25 protein-coding genes are annotated in these 18,472 nt (G+C 68.1%); 12 read left to right on the forward strand and 13 right to left on the reverse strand.

What is annotated here, in order from left to right:
• Nucleotides 1–38 precede the first annotated feature (38 nt).
• Together M9M90_RS02145 and M9M90_RS02150 are read right to left on the reverse strand one after the other, a co-directional pair.
• On the reverse strand, nt 39–827 hold the full coding sequence (locus M9M90_RS02145) for an enoyl-CoA hydratase/isomerase family protein (protein WP_254835519.1): 789 nt from the start codon (nt 825–827) through the stop codon (nt 39–41).
• A gap of 137 nt (nt 828–964) precedes the next feature.
• Nucleotides 965–3,052, reverse strand: a complete 2,088-nt coding sequence (locus M9M90_RS02150) for a TonB-dependent siderophore receptor (protein ID WP_254835520.1) — start codon at nt 3,050–3,052, stop codon at nt 965–967.
• A gap of 209 nt (nt 3,053–3,261) precedes the next feature.
• Between M9M90_RS02150 and M9M90_RS02155 the strand changes: the two genes are divergently transcribed.
• A complete protein-coding gene (locus M9M90_RS02155) occupies nt 3,262–3,444 on the forward strand; it encodes a hypothetical protein (RefSeq protein WP_254835521.1) in 183 nt (60 codons plus the stop codon).
• Here M9M90_RS02155 and cysQ read toward each other — a convergent pair.
• On the reverse strand, nt 3,441–4,202 hold the full coding sequence (cysQ, locus tag M9M90_RS02160) for a 3'(2'),5'-bisphosphate nucleotidase CysQ (RefSeq protein ID WP_254835522.1): 762 nt from the start codon (nt 4,200–4,202) through the stop codon (nt 3,441–3,443). The genes M9M90_RS02155 and cysQ overlap by 4 nt on opposite strands.
• Complete coding sequence (locus M9M90_RS02165; RefSeq protein ID WP_254835523.1) at nt 4,199–4,396, reverse strand: DUF3553 domain-containing protein; 198 nt, start codon at nt 4,394–4,396, stop codon at nt 4,199–4,201. Before M9M90_RS02165 ends, cysQ begins: the two co-directional genes overlap by 4 nt.
• Before the next feature lie 66 nt (nt 4,397–4,462).
• Between M9M90_RS02165 and chpT the strand changes: the two genes are divergently transcribed.
• The 3 genes from chpT to M9M90_RS02180 all read left to right on the forward strand — a co-directional run bounded on the left by chpT (nt 4,463) and on the right by M9M90_RS02180 (nt 6,586).
• Nucleotides 4,463–5,137, forward strand: a complete 675-nt coding sequence (chpT, locus tag M9M90_RS02170; protein WP_254835524.1) for a histidine phosphotransferase ChpT — start codon at nt 4,463–4,465, stop codon at nt 5,135–5,137.
• A 64-nt stretch (nt 5,138–5,201) separates the two neighbouring features.
• Nucleotides 5,202–5,579, forward strand: coding sequence for a VOC family protein (locus tag M9M90_RS02175; protein WP_254835525.1), 378 nt, complete (start codon nt 5,202–5,204; stop codon nt 5,577–5,579).
• A gap of 137 nt (nt 5,580–5,716) precedes the next feature.
• Nucleotides 5,717–6,586 (forward strand): phosphotransferase family protein, encoded by an 870-nt coding sequence (locus M9M90_RS02180; RefSeq protein WP_254835526.1) that lies wholly within the window; start codon nt 5,717–5,719, stop codon nt 6,584–6,586.
• Nucleotides 6,587–6,708: 122 nt separating this feature from the next.
• Here M9M90_RS02180 and M9M90_RS02185 read toward each other — a convergent pair whose 3' ends face one another.
• A complete protein-coding gene (locus tag M9M90_RS02185; RefSeq protein ID WP_254835527.1) occupies nt 6,709–7,335 on the reverse strand; it encodes a glutathione S-transferase family protein in 627 nt (208 codons plus the stop codon).
• 185 nt (nt 7,336–7,520) lie between these two features.
• Nucleotides 7,521–8,855 (reverse strand): amidohydrolase family protein, encoded by a 1,335-nt coding sequence (locus tag M9M90_RS02190; RefSeq protein WP_254835528.1) that lies wholly within the window; start codon nt 8,853–8,855, stop codon nt 7,521–7,523.
• A 71-nt stretch (nt 8,856–8,926) separates the two neighbouring features.
• Between M9M90_RS02190 and M9M90_RS02195 the strand changes: the two genes are divergently transcribed.
• From M9M90_RS02195 to M9M90_RS02210, 4 genes are all read left to right on the forward strand, one after another.
• Nucleotides 8,927–9,313 carry a VOC family protein gene (locus M9M90_RS02195; protein WP_254835529.1) on the forward strand — a complete coding sequence of 129 codons (387 nt, stop codon included), beginning with the start codon at nt 8,927–8,929 and terminating at the stop codon, nt 9,311–9,313.
• 65 nt (nt 9,314–9,378) lie between these two features.
• Nucleotides 9,379–10,260 (forward strand): TauD/TfdA family dioxygenase, encoded by an 882-nt coding sequence (locus M9M90_RS02200; RefSeq protein WP_254835530.1) that lies wholly within the window; start codon nt 9,379–9,381, stop codon nt 10,258–10,260.
• A gap of 59 nt (nt 10,261–10,319) precedes the next feature.
• The gene (locus M9M90_RS02205; protein WP_254835531.1) at nt 10,320–11,138 is read left to right on the forward strand and encodes an SDR family NAD(P)-dependent oxidoreductase; all 819 of its coding nucleotides are present in this window, start codon (nt 10,320–10,322) and stop codon (nt 11,136–11,138) included.
• A 69-nt stretch (nt 11,139–11,207) separates the two neighbouring features.
• Nucleotides 11,208–11,639 (forward strand): nuclear transport factor 2 family protein, encoded by a 432-nt coding sequence (locus M9M90_RS02210; protein ID WP_254835532.1) that lies wholly within the window; start codon nt 11,208–11,210, stop codon nt 11,637–11,639.
• Here the strand turns inward: M9M90_RS02210 and M9M90_RS02215 are convergent.
• Nucleotides 11,636–12,361, reverse strand: coding sequence for a glutathione binding-like protein (locus M9M90_RS02215; protein ID WP_254835533.1), 726 nt, complete (start codon nt 12,359–12,361; stop codon nt 11,636–11,638). The genes M9M90_RS02210 and M9M90_RS02215 overlap by 4 nt on opposite strands.
• Before the next feature lie 207 nt (nt 12,362–12,568).
• Between M9M90_RS02215 and M9M90_RS02220 the strand changes: the two genes are divergently transcribed.
• Entirely contained in the window at nt 12,569–12,934 is a 366-nt protein-coding gene (locus tag M9M90_RS02220; protein ID WP_254835534.1) for a PleD family two-component system response regulator, read from the forward strand.
• Nucleotides 12,931–13,758 carry a protein-glutamate O-methyltransferase CheR gene (locus tag M9M90_RS02225; RefSeq protein ID WP_254835535.1) on the forward strand — a complete coding sequence of 276 codons (828 nt, stop codon included), beginning with the start codon at nt 12,931–12,933 and terminating at the stop codon, nt 13,756–13,758. Before M9M90_RS02220 ends, M9M90_RS02225 begins: the two co-directional genes overlap by 4 nt.
• Nucleotides 13,759–13,814: 56 nt before the next feature.
• Here M9M90_RS02225 and M9M90_RS02230 read toward each other — a convergent pair whose 3' ends face one another.
• From M9M90_RS02230 to M9M90_RS02245, 4 genes are read right to left on the reverse strand one after another with little or no spacing between them, the layout of a single operon-like run.
• Nucleotides 13,815–13,952 carry an entericidin A/B family lipoprotein gene (locus tag M9M90_RS02230; RefSeq protein ID WP_254835536.1) on the reverse strand — a complete coding sequence of 46 codons (138 nt, stop codon included), beginning with the start codon at nt 13,950–13,952 and terminating at the stop codon, nt 13,815–13,817.
• Between the two features lie 47 nt (nt 13,953–13,999).
• Nucleotides 14,000–15,721: a sensor histidine kinase gene (locus M9M90_RS02235; RefSeq protein ID WP_254835537.1), complete on the reverse strand. Its 1,722-nt coding sequence runs from the start codon at nt 15,719–15,721 to the stop codon at nt 14,000–14,002.
• 10 nt (nt 15,722–15,731) lie between these two features.
• Nucleotides 15,732–16,337, reverse strand: coding sequence for a sigma-70 family RNA polymerase sigma factor (locus M9M90_RS02240; protein ID WP_254835538.1), 606 nt, complete (start codon nt 16,335–16,337; stop codon nt 15,732–15,734).
• Nucleotides 16,337–16,525 carry a NepR family anti-sigma factor gene (locus tag M9M90_RS02245; RefSeq protein WP_254837204.1) on the reverse strand — a complete coding sequence of 63 codons (189 nt, stop codon included), beginning with the start codon at nt 16,523–16,525 and terminating at the stop codon, nt 16,337–16,339. Before M9M90_RS02245 ends, M9M90_RS02240 begins: the two co-directional genes overlap by 1 nt.
• 218 nt (nt 16,526–16,743) lie before the next feature.
• Between M9M90_RS02245 and M9M90_RS02250 the strand changes: the two genes are divergently transcribed.
• Entirely contained in the window at nt 16,744–17,541 is a 798-nt protein-coding gene (locus tag M9M90_RS02250; protein ID WP_254835539.1) for a response regulator, read from the forward strand.
• Nucleotides 17,542–17,620: 79 nt separating this feature from the next.
• Nucleotides 17,621–17,794: a DUF1328 domain-containing protein gene (locus M9M90_RS02255; protein ID WP_254835540.1), complete on the forward strand. Its 174-nt coding sequence runs from the start codon at nt 17,621–17,623 to the stop codon at nt 17,792–17,794.
• Between the two features lie 65 nt (nt 17,795–17,859).
• Here M9M90_RS02255 and M9M90_RS02260 read toward each other — a convergent pair whose 3' ends face one another.
• Together M9M90_RS02260 and M9M90_RS02265 are read right to left on the reverse strand one after the other, a co-directional pair.
• Nucleotides 17,860–18,123, reverse strand: a complete 264-nt coding sequence (locus M9M90_RS02260) for a hypothetical protein (protein ID WP_254835541.1) — start codon at nt 18,121–18,123, stop codon at nt 17,860–17,862.
• 36 nt (nt 18,124–18,159) lie between these two features.
• Complete coding sequence (locus M9M90_RS02265; protein WP_254835542.1) at nt 18,160–18,366, reverse strand: hypothetical protein; 207 nt, start codon at nt 18,364–18,366, stop codon at nt 18,160–18,162.
• Nucleotides 18,367–18,472: the final 106 nt, after the last annotated feature.

Genomic DNA, 18,472 nt, shown 5'->3' on the forward strand with positions numbered 1-18,472 from the left:
TCTCCTTGAAGGAAGTTCGCGCGCCTTATGACGCCATTTTACGTGCCCGTGTAGACGCCTTTGCGCTTCTCACGGAACGAGGCGATGGACTCCTTGGCGTCATTGGGAGATCGGCGCGAGAAGCCAAGGCCGACCGACTCGTACTTCAGCGCCTCTTCCAGGCCCGCGCCGTGGCTATGCTGCAGCACCCGCTTGGAGGATCGGATGGCCAGGGGCGGCCACTGGGCCATCTGTTCGCCATAGGCCACGGCGGCCTCGATGAGATCCCCCTCGACCAGCCGGTTGAGCAGGCCGAGCGACAGGGCTTCCTGCGCTTCCACCATGCGGCTGGTGAAGATCAGATCGGCGGCCGCGGCGTAGCCGACGATGCGCGGCAGGAACCAGGAGAGGCCGGAGTCCGGCGAGAGATTGCGCTCGGCGAAGGTGGTCTTGAACCGCGCGCCGGGTCCGCCGATCCGGACGTCGCAGGCGAGCGCCGCGCTCATGCCGGCCCCGGCGCAGACCCCGTTGATCGCTCCGATCAGCGGCTTGTCGAAGTCGTGGAACAGCCGCGCCCAGCGGCCCACCCAGCCCATCTCGTCCAGTCGGTCGTTCTGCGACGTCGCGGCCGGCGGCAGGGTCCCGGTGAGGTCGGCCCCCGAACAGAAGCCGCGCCCAGCCCCCGTCATGACCAGGACCCGCACGTTGTCGTCCTCGCGGGCTTCGGCGAAGGCCGCATGCACGTCGCGCCTCAGCTCGGCGGAAATGGCGTTCAGCTTTTCGGGGCGGTTGAGAGTGACGACGCCGACCTGGCCGCGCGTCTCGTAGGTGATGGTCTCGTAGGCCATATGCGCCCCTCCCGTTTCGGCAAGTCTCGCCCATCGATCGCGGGAAGCAAGCGGCCTGAGCGAAAACGCCCCGCCGGGCCGGCCGGCGGGGCGTCACGAGAGCCGATCCGAGGGGGGAGGGGATCGGCGCCGCGGGATCAGAACCTGGCGGCCAGGGAGGCGCGCACCGTGCGCGGCGCGCCCGGCATGATGTTGTTGTTCCCGTGGGAGGTCGGATAGTACGCCTCGTCCAGCAGGTTCTCGACATTGACCTGCAGCTTGAGGCTGCCTGTGACGTCGTAGAACACCGCCGCGTCGACGCGCGTGAAGCCGGGCAGGATCACGGCGTTGTCGATAGCCGCGAACATCTTGTCCTGGTGGATCAGGCCCAATCCAAGGGCCCAGTCCTGAGTCACCTGGAACTTGTTCCACAGCGAGAGCGTGTGCCTGGGGGTCAGGGCGACCTTCTGACCAGGGTTGGCGGCGGTGGTGGCGCTGGTGATCTCGGCATCCTGCCAGGCGAAGCCGCCGACCACCTCCCAGACCTCGTTGATCCGGCCGCTGACGCCGAGCTCAAAGCCCTTGGTGCGCTGGCTGCCCGTCTGCACGGTCAAGGCGGGATTGTTCGGGTCGCGCGCGGTGGTGTTGTCACGGTCGAGCTGATAGGCGGCCGCGGTCAGGATGATATCGGGACGAATTTCCCATTTCAGGCCCACCTCGTAGTTCTCGAACTCTTCCGGCTCCAGGGTCCTGGAGGTCGCGGTCAGGGACGAGAACTGGTCGCCTGAGCTCGGCAGGAAGGACTTCGAATAGCTGGCGTAGAGCGAGACGGCGTCGATGGGCTTGTAGACCACGCCCGCCCGCGGCGAGACCAGGTCGTCGGTGCGGCTCAGCCGGTCGCCGTTGCGGTGGTTCTCGAAGTCCAGGTCGAAGCTGTCGTAGCGCAACCCGAGAATGACCTGGAACTGCGGCGTGAGCTCGATCTGGTCCTGGAGATAGACCGCGGCCACCTTGGCGGTGACGTGGTTGTCGGCGTCCGTCGCGCTCTGCCGGAACGCGATATCGCCGTTGAGGATCGTCGGGCTGGCGAACGGCACCAGGATCGAGGTCGCGGTCCCGTTGAAGTAGGCGGTGCTGCGGAAGTTGTCGGTCTCCTGGACCCCGAACTCGGCGCCCACCAGCAGGGTGTGCTTGATCGAACCGGTCTGGGTCTTCCAGATCAGGTCGGTCTGGTTGAACAGGTTCTCCCGTTCGGTCGGGCTGTTGTAGCCCGTGATCGTGACCTGGGCGCCAGCGGCGTTCACCGCGCCGGGCAGCACGTTCTGATAGAACTTGTCGTAGCTCGCGTAGACCAGGTTGCTGCTGACCGTCAGGCCCTCGCCGATCTCGTACTCTGCCGCGGCGCTCAGCGCGTCGACCCGCGCCGTGGCGTAGCTGAGCCTCGGCGCGCCGAAGAAGGTCTCGACGGGCGCACGCGACGGGCGGCCCTGAAATGACGGGATGCCTCGGTCGACGACCCGGTCGTCCTCGAAATGCTCATAGGCGACGCGCAGCGCGAGCCGGTCGTTGGGAAGATAGGTGAGGGTCGGCGCGATCCCCCATCGCTCCAGCGAAACGTGGTCGCGGAAGTTCCCGGAGTCCTCGTAGAGCACGTTGAGCCGGCCCGCGAGCTGGGCGCTCAGCGGTTGGTTCAGGTCTGCGGTGAGTCGCTTGTGGTCGTGGGAGCCGACTTCCAGCTTCACTTCGCGCCGAGGGTCCCAGCCGGCCTGCTTGGTCACGCGGTTGATCACGCCGCCGCCGCCGCCGCGGCCGAAGATCATGGCGTTGGGGCCCTTGAGGAACTCGACCCGCTGGGCGTTGTAGATGTCGCGATAATACTGGACGTCGTCGCGCACCCCATCGACGAAGAAGTCGGCGGTGCTGGAATTCCCCCGGATGGTGGGGGCGTCGCGGTGGCCTTCGCCCTGGCCCATGGTGACGCCGGGAACGTAGCGGACGACGTCGGCCATGCTCTGCATCGCCTGGTCCGACATCAGCTCCTGGGTGATCACCGTCACCGATTGCGGGACGTCGCGCAGGGGCGTGTCGGTCTTGGTGGCGGTGGAAATCTGCTTGGCGTCGTAGGCGTCCCTGCGGCCCGTCACAGTGACGCCCGAGATCTCCACGGCAGCCATGGAGGCGACGGCCTGGTCGGTCTCGGCCCAGGCGTGCCGCGGCGAGAGCGCCAGCGCCGCGACGCCGGCCATCAGGGCCGCCAGCGTCCCCTGGAGGCGCCCGCCTGTCTTGCCTCGAACCACCACCGCCAACCCCTCAAGCCAATATGCGAATGAAACTAAGAGGCGTTCTTAGATATCGCGTCTCGTCTTAGCAATGAGAATTATTCGCAACTGACCGCGCGCAACCAAGCCGGCTTTCGCTGGTTCCACATCCAGGCGCTGTTCACCGGAGAAGGATCATGCTCGCCGCCAGCCCATCCGACATCGCGCGGCCGTTCCTGTGGCTCGCGGCCGTCGGCTTCGCCGTGGGGTTCCTGGGCTACCTGCTGCTGGGCGGCGGCGCCCAGGCCTTGACCCGCGCGGCCACGCCCGCCGTCACCGAGCCCCTGTCGATGGCTCGGGACATCCCCCGCGAGATCTAGCCGCCCTTGGCGACGAACCAGCCGTTGCGGAAGCCTTCCAGGGCCTTGCCATAGTGGAAGGTCTCGCCTTCCGGTGTGGTCACGGTCCCGCCCGCGGCCTCCAGCACCGCGTGGCCGGCGGCCACGTCCCACTCCATGGTCGGCCCGTGACGCGGATAGATGTCGGCCGCGCCCTCGGCGATCCGGCAGAACTTGATCGAGGAATCCATCGGTTCGCGCAGGTCGAAGCCGTACTGCCGGGTGAGCCTGGCGACGGTCTCCTCACCCATGGTGTGGCTGACCAGGGCGACGGCCGCGCCTGTGGGCCAGGGCCGCACGCTCACGGGCCGGGCGGCGCCGCCGGCCTGGCGCTTCATGGCCTTGCCGTCCGCCGTGAACCAGGTCTCGTTGGTGGCGGGCGCGCAGACCGCCCCGGCGACCGGGCGGCCATGTTCGATCAGGCCGATATTGACGGTGAAGTTGGGGTCGCCGCGCACGAAGGCCTTGGTGCCGTCCACCGGATCGACCAGGAAGAATCGCGGGCCGATGGCGTCGGGCGTGCCGAATTCGCTGGCGTCCTCCTCGGAGATTACCGGCGTGTCGGGATAGAGCGCGGTCAGCCGCGCGACGATCAGGGCCTCGCCCTGGCGGTCGGCCTCGGTGACCGGGCTCTCGTCGGCCTTCGAGAAGACGGTGAGGCCAGATTTCCACAGGGGCAGGATGAGGGCGGCGGCCTCTTCGCAGATGTCGGCCAGGGCCGCGCCGAGTTCGTTGCTCATCGGGCCTCGCGCGGATCGTCGCCGACGAAGACCAGGGTGATGACGGTCGAGTCGATCACCTGCTTGCCCATGTTCTCGAAGTTCACTGTCACCTTGGCTCCCGCCACCGACTGCACCTGGCCCAGGCCCCAGTCGTCCAGGGTCGGGTGCCTCACCAGCACGCCGGGCTCCAGGAAGGGATCGGGACCGCTCATGGCCGCGTTCTGTAGAGCGCCCGCCCGGTTTGCCAAAGGGCCAAATCAGACCAAGTTCGGGTTCTCATGACGCACGTCGACACCCCCGCCCCCGCCGAACCCCCGGCCCCGCCGAAAACAGCCGAAGTGGCGGCCTATCTCGCCGCGCGCATGTGTCACGACTTCATAAGTCCGGCCAGCGCCATCGTCTCAGGGCTCGACCTCCTGGATGATCCCAGCGCCCAGGACATGAAGGAAGAGGCCATGGGCCTCATCCAGGGCTCGGCGCGCAAGCTCGCCGACCTGCTGTCCTTCAGCCGCGTGGCCTTCGGCGCCTCGGCCTCGGCCGAGACCTTCGACGCCCGCGAACTGGCCAAGCTGGCGGGCGGGCTGTTCCATCACATGCGCGCCGAACTGGACTGGCAGGTGGAGCCGCCGGCGGTGAACAAGCCCGCCGCGCGCACGCTCCTGAACCTGGCCCAGATGGCCGGCGCGGCCCTGCCGACCGGCGGCGTGGCCCGCATCCGTGCGGTGGCCGAGGCCGGCGGCGGCATGGCGATCGCCGTCGAGGCTGTCGGCCCCAAGGCGCGGCTGCGCCCCGAGGTCCTGCGCGGCCTGCAGGGCGAGGGGCCGGGCGAAGGCCTGCACGGCCACTGGGTCCAGGCCTATTACACCCACCTGTTCGTCGGGGACGCCGGCGGGCGGATTTTCGCCGACGTGACCGAGGAGAAGGTCACCTTCGCCGCCACGATCCCGGGCTGACCTTGCGGCGTTGAGGCGTGGCTCCCAACTACAGCCCGGGCTTCACCGCAAAGGGCGTCTCTCCATGTTCGATCACCTCTCCGTCGGCGTCAGAGACCTCGCCGCGGCGAAGACCTTTTACGACGCCTTCTTCGCCCCGCTGGGCTGCGCCAACGCCTGGGCCGCCGACAACGAGCTGGCCTATGGACCGGGCGGCGCGACCCGCGACTTCTGGCTCTATCCGGTCGAAGGCGATCGCGTGGCCGGCCTGGGGACCCACATCGCCTTCACCGCCGACTCGCGCCTTGCCGTGGACAAGGCCTATGCCGCCGCGCTGGCGTCGGGCGCCACCTCGGTCCGCGCCTCCGGCCCGCACCCGGACATCGGCCCCGACTATTACGGCTGTGTGCTCCTCGATCCCGACGGCAACAAGCTGGAGATCGTCGCGGGGACGATGCACTGAGGCGGTCGGGACCTGGACGTCCGCTTTCGACCGCAAGCGGACATCCGCCGCCATTAGGTTGCCTGCCCGTGCGACCCGTGTTGATGGGGAGCAGCTTCCCGTACTGGGCCAATCCTTGAGCGCAGAGCGAGGACCCCTTGCAGGCCCCTGAACTTCAGCGTGCGGTGGCCGCGGCCATCTCGACCGCCAAGGGCCTTGGCCTCCACGTCGACGACGCGGTCGTTCTTCACAACTCAAACAAGCTCGCCCTGTGCCTACAACCGTGTGACTCATTTGCCCGGGTCGCGCCCATGGCGGGACAAGTGGCGCACTTCGAGGTCGAGCTTGCCGGGCGGCTTGCCGAGATCGAGAGTCCTGCAGCGGCTCTCGAACCTAGGGTTCCGCCGCGTGTCTACGAGCGCGCCGGCTTCGCGATTACGCTTTGGACCTACTACGCGCCCGTGACGCCGGGCGTCGCGCCGGCCGACTATGCAGATGCGCTTTGCCGTCTGCACGCCGGCATGCGGACGATCGAGATCACGGCCCCACACTTCACCGACCGCGTCGCGGAAGCCCAGGAACTCGTGGCGGACCGGGGCCGAACACCGGACCTCGCCGAGGCAGACCGGCAACTTCTCAGCGGCATGTTGAACAGCCTCAGGCGAACGATCGTCGATCGCGGCGCAGCGGAGCAGTTGCTTCACGGCGAACCGCACCCGGGGAACGTGCTGGGAACGAAGATCGGGCCGCTATTCATCGACCTTGAGACCTGTTGTTTCGGGCCGATAGAGTTCGACCTGGCTCACGTGCCTGAGGCGGTCATCGAGCACTATCCGGATGTGGATCGGGCGTTGCTGAGCGAGTGCCGCGCCCTCGTACTCGCGATGGTCGCGGCGTGGCGTTGGGATGCCGACGACCAGTTCCCGAACGGCCGACAGTGGGCCGAACACTTCATCGACACCCTGCGCAAGGGCCCGCCATGGCCGTCGCTTGAAGCCATGGCTAGGCAACTTGAGGGGCATGGCTGACGGGCCTCCGGGACCCTCGACAAGATCAGCCGCAACCATCCCGGCTCCATGTCTGATAGCCACCCTTTGTGGACCTTGGGTGCGGCCCCCCTCCTGTCTCGCTGCGCGGCGGAGACGGGGGGTTAGGTGTTCACCCCTTCGTGCGAACGCTCCATGGCGCGCTTGTAGGCGTCGCGGCCCGTGGTGCGGGCGAGGTAGGCCCGTTCGGCGTCGCTCAGGGTGACGTCGCAGTGTCTCAGGCCCAGGTTCAGGGCGTAGGTCACCGAGATGTCGGCGGCGGTGAAGGTCTCGCCGGCGAGGTAGGGCGAGTGGGCAAGCCGTTGGCTGACCAGCTTCAGCCGCTTCTGAAATGACTTCAGACACCAGGTCGCGCCCCAGTTCTCACGCTCGGCCTCAGGAGCGATAAAGCGGCTGACGACGACCGGCATCATCAGGGTCGCGAGTCCGGCCTCGCCCAGGTGCAGGAACTGTTGGTAGGCAGGGAAGGTCGGATCGCTGGGCGCCGGCGCCAGCGGCGTCGGTCCGTAGCGGCCCATCAGGTATTCCATGATGGCGATCGACTCGACCATGGCGACGTCGCCGTCCTGGATCGCCGGGATGTAATCAGCGGGGTTGATCGCCAGGAACTCGGGGTCCTGCTCGGCGGCCAACATGTCCACCTGCCGCACCCGATAGGGAAGGCCCATCTCCTCCAGCACCCAGACGACCCGGATCGATCGGGAAGTCTGTCCGCCCCACACGGTGATCATGCGCCGGCCCTTTCCTGGTGTGACTGGGATCTACCCTTGGCTGACCTTGAGCGGCCCAGTAGGCAAATCTGCCGGATAGTCAGCGATAGCGCCGACTGTGGCGTTCGCTCTGCTTCGCGTTGTCTCGCTTGGCGTAAGTCCCATTCGGCTCATGACGGACCATGCCATTCCGCCCCTCGGCGCGCCTAGTCCGCCGGAAACGCCTGGCGCTGGCCGGCCAGCTTGTGGACCACGCCGCGGCGCATGACGAAGGTCGGGCGTTCCAGCTCGGCGACGTCGGTGAGCGGGCTCTTGGCGACGGCGATGATGTCGGCGTCCTTGCCGGGCTCCAGGGTTCCCAGGGTGGTCGAACGGTCCAGTAGTTCGGCGGCGGTAACGGTGGCGGACTTGATCGCCTCGGCCGGGCTCATGCCCACGCTGACCATCAGGGCGAACTCCTTGCCGTTGTCGCCGTGCGAGGAGACGCCGGTATCGGTGCCGAAGGCGATCTTCACCCCGGACGCGATGGCGCGGCGGTGGTTGTCCATGGCGGCGCGCCCGGCGATCTCGGCCTTCTCCAGCGTGGCCTTCGAGCGCGAGCCCGCCCGGGCCTGCGAAAGCGCAGCCTGGGGCGCCAGCATGGTCGGGACGAAATAGGCCCCGGTCTTCTTGAACAGGGCGTCGGTCTCCTTGGTGCCGAAGGTGCCGTGCTCGATGGAGTCCACCCCGGCGTTGAGCGCCGCGATGATGCCGTCCGTGCCGTGGGCGTGGGCGGCGACCTTGCGGTTGAACATGTGGGCGGTGTCGACGATGGCCTTCATCTCGTCGTCGAACATCTGGCGGCCCAGGCCGCCGGCGATGTTGGAATTGACCCCGCCGGTGGCGGTGAACTTTATCACCTCGGCGCCCTGGCCGATCTGGGAGCGCACCGCGCGGCGGCAGTCCTCGGGGCCGTTGCAGACGTTGTCCGCCCGGGCGCGGGCGATCTCGGCCAGGTCGCGGTTGAGATTGTTGGAGCCGTCAGCATGGCCCGCGGTGATGGCGATCGCGCGCCCGGCCGGCACGATGGTGGGCCCCGCCAGCAGGCCGGAATTGATCCCGTCGCGCAGGGCCGTGACGCTGCGGATGTCGGAGCCCAGGTCGCGGATGGTGGTGAAGCCGGCCTCCAGGGTGCGCCGGGCGTTGTCGATCCCGATCACCATGTTGTCCTCGATGTCGCGGTTCGCCCCCTCGATCCGGGCGCGCAGCTTGTCGTCGTCGTTGAAGATGTGGACGTGCATGTCGATCAGGCCCGGCAGGACGAACTGGTCCTTCAGGTCGACCAGTTCCGCTCCGGTCTCCGGGGCGACGAATCCGTCGCGGACCGACTCCACCTTGCCGCCACGGATCACCAGGGTGGAGGCGCCGCGCGGCGCCTGGCCCGGGCGGTCCAGCAGGGCGCCGGCGTGGATCACCGTGACCTTGGCCGGCTGGGCGGCCGCGCCGCTCGCGGCGGCCAGGCCAAGGACGATCGCCGAGATACCGGCCATTAGACGATGCATGAGAACTCCCCCGAAACGCCGCGGCACTCTAGCCTGAGCCTCCCCGCCGTCCAGCCGCTCGAGTCGCCGCCATGCCCCAGCAGATCAGCCTCATCGCCCTGGTGGTCGCCGACTATGACGAGGCCGTCGCCTTCTATGTGGAGAAGCTGGGCTTCACGCTCACCTCCGACGTTCCCCAGGGCGACGGCAAGCGCTGGGTGGTGGTCACCCCGCCGGGCTCTGCCTGCGGCCTGCTGCTGGCCAAGGCGGTCAACGACGCCCAGGCCGCGCGGATCGGCGACCAGACGGGCGGCCGGGTGGGCCTGTTTCTCAGCACCGACGACTTCGCCCGCGACCACGCCGCGATGAGCGCGGCCGGCGTGAGGTTCTTGGAGGCGCCACGCCACGAACCCTACGCCACCGTGGCGGTCTTCCAGGATCTCTACGGGAACCGATGGGATTTACTGCAACCGGCCTGAGCGCTTCTCGCTGGCTTCCGGCGCCGTTGCGATGTTTCATTCGCCGGCATCACTCGGAGGTCCCCATGGCCGGTCTCAAGATCCGTAAAATCGCCGGAGCGCTCGGCGCCGAGATCTCCGGGGTCGATCTCTCGCAGGACCTGTCGGACGCCACGATCGCCGAGATCCGCGCGGCCTTCGTCACCCACCAGGTGATCTTCTTCCGCGACCAGGCCCTGACGCCGGAGCGGCAACTGGCCTTTGGCCGCCGGTTCGGGCCGCTGAACATCCACCCCTATGTGGCCGGCATGGACGCCCATCCGGAGGTGATGGAGATCGTCAAGGAGCCTGAGGACCGGGTCAATTTCGGCGGCGGCTGGCACTCCGACATGAGCTTCCTGGAGCATCCTTCCATCGGCTCGATCCTCTATGCGGTTGAGCTGCCCTCGTTCGGCGGCGACACCCTGTTCGCCAGCCAGGCGGCCGCCTACGACGCCCTGTCGCCGGGGCTGAAGAAGACCCTGGAGACCCTCAACGCCGTCCATTCGGCCGGCCGGGAATATTCCGCCCAGGGCCACTCGGCCCAGTCGCGCAAAACCATGAAGGTCGTCGAGGCCGAGGGCGCGGTGGGCGAGTTCGTCCATCCGGTGGTCAAGGTCCACCCGGAAACCGGCCGCAAGGCGCTCTATGTCAATCCGGCCTTCACAATGCGAATCGAGGGCTGGAGCCGGCGGGAGAGCAAGGCCCTGCTGGACTTCCTGTTCGAGCATTCCCGCTACGAGGCCTTCACCTGCCGGTTCGCGTGGGCGCCGGGTTCGGTGGCCTTCTGGGACAACCGCTCGGTCTGGCATTTCGCGCTCAACGACTATCCCGGCGAGCGGCGGCACATGCGCCGGGTGACGGTCGACGCCTGGCCGTCGGAGGTGGCCAGAACCTCAGCCGCGCAAGTCTCAGAACCGGCCGAGTAGGCCGCTTCGAGTTCGTTATCCAATTTAAAAACAAAGACTTTCATCAGGGAGAATTTCAAATGAGCGACGCCCGCATCAATCCGAACGGAAGCCTGAAGGGCAAGGTGGCCCTGGTCACCGGCGCCAGCCGCGGTATCGGCGAATCCATCGCCGCGCGCCTGGCCATGGAGGGCGCCAGCGTGGTGGTCTCGGCCCGCACCGCCTCGGACGGCGAGAGCCGCCTGCCCGGGACCCTGGCCGACACGGTCGACCGCATCAACAAGGCCGGCGGCAAGGCCGCCTTCGTCAAGGCCGACCTGGCCCAGGCGATCGAACGGGAACGGCTGGTCGAGGAGGCGGAGGCCACCTTCGGGCCCATCGACATCCTCATCAACAACGCCGCCATCACCTATTTCATCCCCGTGGAGGAGTTCCCGGAGAAGCGCTTCAAGCTGATGATGGAGGTGCAGGTCTATGCGCCCTTCCACCTGGCCCAGCTCGTCCTGCCGGGCATGAAGGCCCGCAAGCAGGGCTGGATCGTCAACATCTCCTCGCCGGCGGGCATCCACCCGAAACAGCCCTATCGCGGCGGCCGCGGCGGCACGGTCTATGGCATGTGCAAGGCGGCGCTGGAGCGCTTCACGACCGGCCTGGCCTCGGAAGTCTACGACGACGGCATCGCGGTCAATGTGGTCTCGCCGGGCCTGGTCGACACCCCCGGCGTGGCGGTGCACGGCCTGATCAACGAGGCCACCAAGGACCGCGTCCAGCCCATCGAGTTCATCTCGGAGGCGGTCTATCGCCTGGCCTCCGGCGATCCCAAGACCATGACCGGCAGGGTCGAATATGCCGAGCCGTTCCTCAAGGAGCTGGGCGTCAAGCCGTCGGAACTGGTGTGAACCTAGAAACCTGACAGCGCGACGCGTGGGGGATCGCTAGGAAGGCGGTCGCTTTCCCGGAGGTCCTCCATGCGCCGCCTGCTGACCGCCGGTCTCTTCGCGCCACTGCTGATCGCGGCCGCGCCCGCGCCCGACATGGACGTCAGGTCCGCCGCCAAGGCCTTCGATCAGGCCCAGCTCACCGGCGACAAGGCGGCGCTGGAACGGTTCCTGGCCCAGGACTTCGTCATCGTCCGGGGATCGGGCAAGCATGCGGATCGCGCCGACTTCATCGCCGGCTGGCTGACGCCGGGCATGACCTTCGAACCCCTGACCATCCTCGACCCGGTCTTCGTGCCCCTGGGCCCGCAGGCCGCCATCGTCGGCGGCCGCGTGGAGCTGCGCGGGAGCGAGAACGGCAAGCCGTTCGTCGAGCGGTTCCACTATTCGGACGTGTTCGCCTGGCGCGACGGCCGCTGGCAGGTAGTCTTCGTCCAGGTGACCCCGACGCCGGCGCCCTAGCCCACCGGGGCGGGCCGGGCGCGCTGGTTGTAGAGCATCTTGCGGATGGCCGCCTGCTCCTCGGGGGTCAGGGTCGCGGGATCGACCGAGGGGCCGGCGGTGACCGCCATGCCGCGCTGGACGGCGGGCCGCGCGGCCATCTCGTCGAACCAGCGCTTGAAGTACTTGAACTCGCCCATGTCGATGCCCTGCTGCTCCCAGCCGGCGGTCCACGGATAGCTGATCATGTCAGCGATCGAGTATTCGTCGCCCGCGATATAGGGCCGGTCGTAAAGGCGATTGTTCAGCACGCCGTAGAGGCGATGGGTCTCGTCGTTGAACCGGCGCTGGGCGTAGGACTGGTCGCCGGCGCTCTGCGGGACGCGGCTGAAATGTCCGCGCTCGCCGAACTTCGGGCCCTGGTTCGCCATCTGCCAGATCACCCACTGGGTGACCTCGTAGCGGCTTCGCAGGTCGTGCCCCAGGAACCGGCCGGCCTTCTCGGCCAGGTACAGCATGATCGCCCCGGACTCGAAGATGGCGATCGGCGGCCCGCCGTCGGCCGGCGCGCGGTCGACGATGGCCGGCATGCGGTTGTTGGGACTGATCTTGAGGAAATCGTCGGTGAACTGGTCGCCCTGGCCGATGCGGACGGGGACGATCTGGTAGGGAAGCGCCAGTTCCTCCAGCAGGATGGTGACCTTCTTGCCGTTGGGGGTCGGCCAGTAGTGGACGTCGATCATCGCGGGCCTCTCGGGACTTTGGCGGGCAGGTTCGAGACCCTAGCGGCGGGCGGAGCGGCTTCAAGCCGACAAAAACTGATAGGCGGTCCGGGAAAGTCTTGGGCGGCCGAGACCCCGCGCGCCCATCGCAGTGCAAAAAAATCTCGCGGCCATACCCCTCCTTAACCACCAGCGGAGCACAAGAAACCCGGGGGAAGGAGCATCCCGTTGAAGACCTGCCTAGTCGTCGACGACAGCCGGGTGATCCGCAAGGTCGCCCGCCGCATCCTGGAGGACATCGGCTTCGAGATCGCCGAGGCCGCCGACGGGATGGAGGCGCTCGCCTGGTGCCGGGCGGCGATGCCCGATGCTGTCCTGCTGGATTGGAACATGCCGCAGATGACCGGCATCGACTTCCTGCGCCACCTGCGGCTCGAGCCGGGCGGCAAGGCCCCGGTCGTGGTGTTCTGCACGGTCGAGAACGACCTGGCCCGGATCCGAGAGGCGCTCGATTGCGGCGCCGACGAGTACATCATGAAGCCCTTCGACGGCGACATCATCGCCGCCAAGTTCGCCGAGGTGGGTCTGGTATGAGGCCGGAAGACCGCGAACTGGTGGCCCAGCTCTGCGCGGCGCGCGCGGGGCTTCGGGTCGATCCCGAAAAGTCCTACCTGATCGAGAGCCGCCTCGCGCCCGTGGCGCGGCGTGAGGGCTTCAGCGCGATCCCCGACCTGGTCACCGCCCTGCGCACCAAACGCGAGGACCGGCTGGCCTGGGCCATCGTCGAGGCCATGGCCCAGTCGGAGACGGCATTCTTCCGCGACCGCGCGCCGTTTTCGCTGTTCCGCGAAGAGGTGTTGCCGACCCTGGCCCGCGTGCGCGACGGCGAACCCATCCGCATCTGGTCGGCCGCCTGCGGCTCGGGCCAGGAAGTCTATTCCCTGGCCATGATCGTCGAGGACGAGCGGCCCGAGATGCCTGGGATCAAGGTCGAGCTGTTCGGCTCCGACCTCTGCGAACGCCAGCTCGAAAAGGCCCAGAGCGGCCTATACACGCAGTTCGAGGTGCAACGCGGCCTGCCGATCCGCCAGCTGGTGCGGCACTTCGAGAAGGTCGATGACATGTGGGCGCTCTCGCCGCGGGTCCGCCAGATGGTGCGCTGGCGGCGGATCAACCTGGTGGCCGACCTGTCTACCGCCGGCCGCTTCGACGTGATCTTCTGCCGCTATGTGCTGTGCGACCTGGTCGAGCCGATGAAGGCCCGCCTGCTGGAGAACCTGGCCCGCGCGCTCAGCCCCGAGGGCTTTCTGTTCCTGGGCGAAGGCGAGACCGCCACGGGCTTCGAGGACGCCTTCCAGCCGGTGGCCGGCCGGCCAGGCCTGTTCGCCCGCAACCCCGCCTTTCGCGTCGCGGCCTAGGGTCAAACGAAAAAGGCCCCGCCGGAGCGGGGCCTTCTCGTCTCATCAGGCGTTGCCTAGCGCTTGGCGTCTTCGGCCGTGTCGCTGACGGCGTCACCGGCGGCGCTCACATCCTTGCCGGCTCCGGACACAGTGTTGCAGGCGCTGATGGTGAGGCTCGCGGCCATGACGGCCAGGATGGCGAACATACGCATTTTGGGTGTCTCCAGGGATGGTTGGAAATCTCGCGCAGACCTAACGGTTAAGCCGCCGCCTGGTTCCCGTTGGCCGAGGCCGGCTTTGGCTGTGGGTCGGCCGAGGGTGTCGGGAAGATCAGCCGCGCGGTTATCCCGCCCTTGTCGTTTCGCACCAGCTCTGAGCGGCCGCGAAGCTGGCGGCTGAACGCGGTCATCAGGGTGCGGCCGACGCCGGAGGAGACCAGGGCGTCGTCGGGGGCGGCGCCATCGTCGCAAATCTCCAGCTCGGCCTCCTCGCCATGGACGCGGAAATTGACGCTGAGCGTGCCGCCGCGGCCGGCGAAGGCGTGCTTCTGGGCGTTGGTGATGGCCTCGACCGCGAACAGGGCCAGCGGCGCCAGGCGGTCGGGATCGATCACCAGGTCGTCGACATGGATCTCGGTCTGGACGTGGGATCCGCGGATGGCGTCGGCCGAGACCAGCTGGGCGGTGAGTTCCTCCAGGAAGGCGCGCAGGTCCACCCGCTTCAGGTCCGGACCCTGGTAGAGGGCGCGGTAGATCAGGGCGAGCGCCGTGATCCGCTGGCGGGTGTCGGACATGGCCGCACGCGCGGCGGGGTCGGCCAGGGCGCGCTGCTGCATGTTCAGCAGGGAGGAGATGACCTGGAGGTTGTTCTTCACCCGGTGGTGGATCTCGCGCATCAGCGCGTCCTTCTGCGCGAGGCTGTCGCGCAGCGAGGCGTCGCGCCCGACGATGGCGTCGGCCATGTCCTCCAGCGTCTCGGCCAGGTCGCGGATTTCGGGCGGCATCTGTTCCGCCTGGATCGGCCGCACGCTGAGCCGGCCCCGCGCGTAGAGCGCGGCGATCCGCTGCAGATAGGCGATCCAGCGGGTGACCACCCGTTCGGTCACCACCGACACCGCCACCAGGGCCAGGATGAAGGTCAGGATCGGAAAAGCTATGCCGGTCAGCGGGTTGAGGGTCGCCCAGGAGAAGATCCCGCCCGAGCGCGCCGAGAGGATCACATAGAGCTCGTCGCCCACCAGCGGCGCGGCCGAGAACACTCGGCGCTCGCCGCGCAGGTCGTTGGCGTACCAGACCAGCGAGCCTTTCTTCATCGCCTCGGTGCGCCAGTTCGCGGGGAGGTCCGGGAAGGCCTCCTTGTCGGTGGCGTTGATGAAGCCCCCGTCGCCGTCGGCCAGGGCCACCTCGGCCTGCTCGGGCAGGGAGCGGTCGGCGGTCCGCGGCGCCAGGCTCTCCAGCGAGATCACCGCCACGAAGGCGCCGTCGAAGCCCACGCGGGGGTCCCTCGCCGGCACCGCCGCCAGCAGGGCCGGAACGCGGGCGTATTCGGCGCCCGGATCGCGGGTGATGACCAGGTTGTCGCCGGCCGCCGTTCGCTTGAACCACTCCCGTCCGGCGCGGCCCGGATCGGCGGGCACGTCGCTGGCGGCGCAGGCCACCCGACCGCGCCGATCGAAGCGGATCAGGTTGAAATAGCCCGGGATGCGCTTCGTCACGAGGTCCAGGCGGGTGGCGCAGTTCAGGCCCACCGACCCCGGCGCCAGGGTCTGGAGCAGGATGTCGGCGGCTTCCATCCGCGCCCGGGCCGTTGCGGCGCTGCGCTCGGCCGAGGCGGCCAACTCCTCGCGGAGCTGGTCGCGATCATTGCGGAATGCGATCGCCGATTGGATCACGCCCAGCATCAGGACCGGCAAAAGCGCGGCCGCCAGCGCGGCCGTCAGCCGGACCCTGATCGTTGACAGCGAACCCCAGGGCGAATGCATCGTCCTCTTTCTAGCGAACGGTGCTGAGACGCTCCGCGTCCGCCAGGATGGATCGCATGGCGTCGCCGGCCGACCCGCCGTCGCGCTCATATGAGCCGTCGTCGAGGATGACGTGCAAGGCCTTACGCGCGCGGCTGACGCGGCTCTTCACCGTGCCCACGGCGCAGCCGCAGATCTCGGCGGCCTCCTCGTAGGCGAAGCCGCCGGCGCCGACCAGGATCAGCGCCTCGCGTTGTTCTGCGGGGAGCTGGGCCAGGCTGAGCCGCAGTTCGTCCAAGGCCACCGGGGCCTCGGGGTCGTCCACGGCCACAAGGGTCCGCTCGGCGGCTTCCTGGTCGAGCTGGGTCTGGCGCCAGGATCGGCGCTTCTCGGAATAGAACTGATTGCGCAGGATCATGAAGGTCCAGGCCTTCATGTTGGTGCCCATCTGGAAGCTCGCGCGGGCATCCCACGCCTTCATCATGGCGTCCTGCGCCAGGTCGTCGGCGCCGGCCGGCTCGCCCGCCAGGGTGCGGGCGAAGGCCCGCAGATGGGGAATGAGCTGGACGAGTTCGCGCTTGAACGCCTCGTCGGCCGCAGGCGTGCGGGGGGGACGGTCGGCCTTAACTTCCGCCATCAGCCCTTCTCCGCAGCCGTTTTGTCAGCCCTGCGGAGAATCTCGAGGAACTCGTCGGGGACAGGTTCGCTGACCACTTCGTCGAACATCTGACGCAAACGCACGCCGATCGCCTGCTGACGCAGGCGGGCTTCGTCCAGAGCGGCTGACGCCTTGCGTCGTTCCTCTGTGGGTCGCTGTTCTATCATGTCGTCGGCGCCCGGCTTTCGCGGAGCCCGCCCCCTCGATACCTCTTCGTCGCCGCTCAACGTCCCATTCCAATCCGGGTTCCATGCGTGCGCCCTAAGATGCAGAAAACCATATTCCGAGGGAACCGGTTCCCAAAGGCCACGTTTAGGCGCCTATGATGGGTCTCGGGGTCACGCCCCCGCGCGCTCTCATGATTTTTTACGGGAGGGGTATAGCCTTGAGTCTTCTTGCCCGACTGGCGCCGCATCTGCCCTATGTGCGCCGCTACGCGCGCGCGCTTACTGGCGATCAGACCACCGGCGATCATTATGTCCGCGTGGCGCTGGAAGCGCTGGCTGCAGGCGAACGGGTCCTGGAGTCGAATCTGACTCCCCGCGTCGCCCTGTACCACGTCTTCCACGCCATCTGGCTGTCCACCGGCGCCCAGCTCGAGCCCCCTGCGGACGTCACGGAAGGGACCGACGACGCCAGTCGCCGTCTGATGCGGATCGCGCCGCGTTCGCGCCAGGCCTTCCTGCTCACCGCTCTTGAGGGCTTCACCCCGTCCGAGGCCGCCCAGATCCTGGGCGCCGACTTCGCGGAGGTCGAACGGCTGATCGGCGAGGCTCAAGCCGAGATCGACGCCGAACTGGCCACCGAGGTGCTGATCATCGAGGACGAGCCGGTCATCGCGGCCGACATCGAAGCCCTGGTCACCGAACTGGGCCACACGGTGGTCGATATCGCCGCCACTCGCACCGAGGCGGTGGACGCCATCAACCGCCGCACCCCGGGGCTTGTGCTCGCCGACATCCAGCTCGCCGACGGCTCTTCGGGCATCGATGCGGTGAAGGACATCCTGGCCCGCTTCGACATCCCGGTGATCTTCATCACCGCCTTCCCCGAACGACTGCTGACCGGGGAACGGCCCGAGCCGACCTTCCTGATCACCAAGCCGTTCCAACCCGAAACCGTGAAGGCGGCTATCGGCCAGGCCCTGTTCTTTCATCCGAGGAACACCCGCAAGGCGGCCTAGGAACGACGCTCTGCATAAGGCGTTGAACTGATCTCGCCGCGCCCCGCCGGGCGCGGCGTTTTCATTTCGGGAGTTCGCCATGTTGGGTTGGTCGCTGGTCTTCGCCGTTCTCGCCATCGTGGCGGGCTTGCTCGGCTTCGTGGGGCTGGCCGGGCTCGCCGCCACCATCGCCAAGGTCCTGTTCGTGGTCTTCCTGGTCCTGCTGATCGCCAGCTTCGTCCTGCGGGCCGTGCGCGGCCAGTCGGTGCTCTGAGCGATCCGTCGCCCAACGAAAACGGCCGCCCGCGGGCGGCCGTTTCCATTTCCCGAACGCGGAGGTCAGCGACCGGGCGTGGGGGCCGTCTGCAGGGCCGCCGGCGCGGGCTCGCCCATGTCGAAAGCCTTGGCGTCGGCCTGTTGGCGGGCGTTGTTGGGCGCCGTCGAGGCCAGGTCGTCGGCCCGCCAGCTCCAAGCCCCGAAAAGGGCGAGCGCCGCCAGCGCCGTGGAAACCACGAGCACCCAGAACATATGAACGCCCAGCCGTCCCTGCCGCGCGCGCGTCGCGCCCAGGCCGGTGCGGGTGAATCGGGAAGTGGTGGCCATGCAGTGGTCTCCTGAATGCGTCGCCAGAGGCGGGAACTAGGGCAGATAGCTGAACGGGCCGGGAGGAACCGGGTGCTCGGTGTCGTCGCGGACGGCCGACATCTGGCCGAGCACGCCGCCGGCCACCGCGATGCTCAGAACCGCCCCGATCGCCATCCATCGCCGCCGCGCTATGCGCTGTCGACGGGAGGGTGTGGAGAAGAGAACCAGTCCGCCGTGCGGAGCCTCGTATCCGCGCATCATGTCCCTCGCGCCCCTGTTCACGGGCGAAACGCCCGCACCTCGCTAACGTGCGGGACCAGTCCGGTGTTCCCGGCTTGACCGTGCGCGGCGGCCCGCGTCATCGGGC

Origin of the sequence: Phenylobacterium sp. LH3H17 (assembly GCF_024298925.1) — a bacterium.
GTDB lineage: Bacteria > Pseudomonadota > Alphaproteobacteria > Caulobacterales > Caulobacteraceae > Phenylobacterium.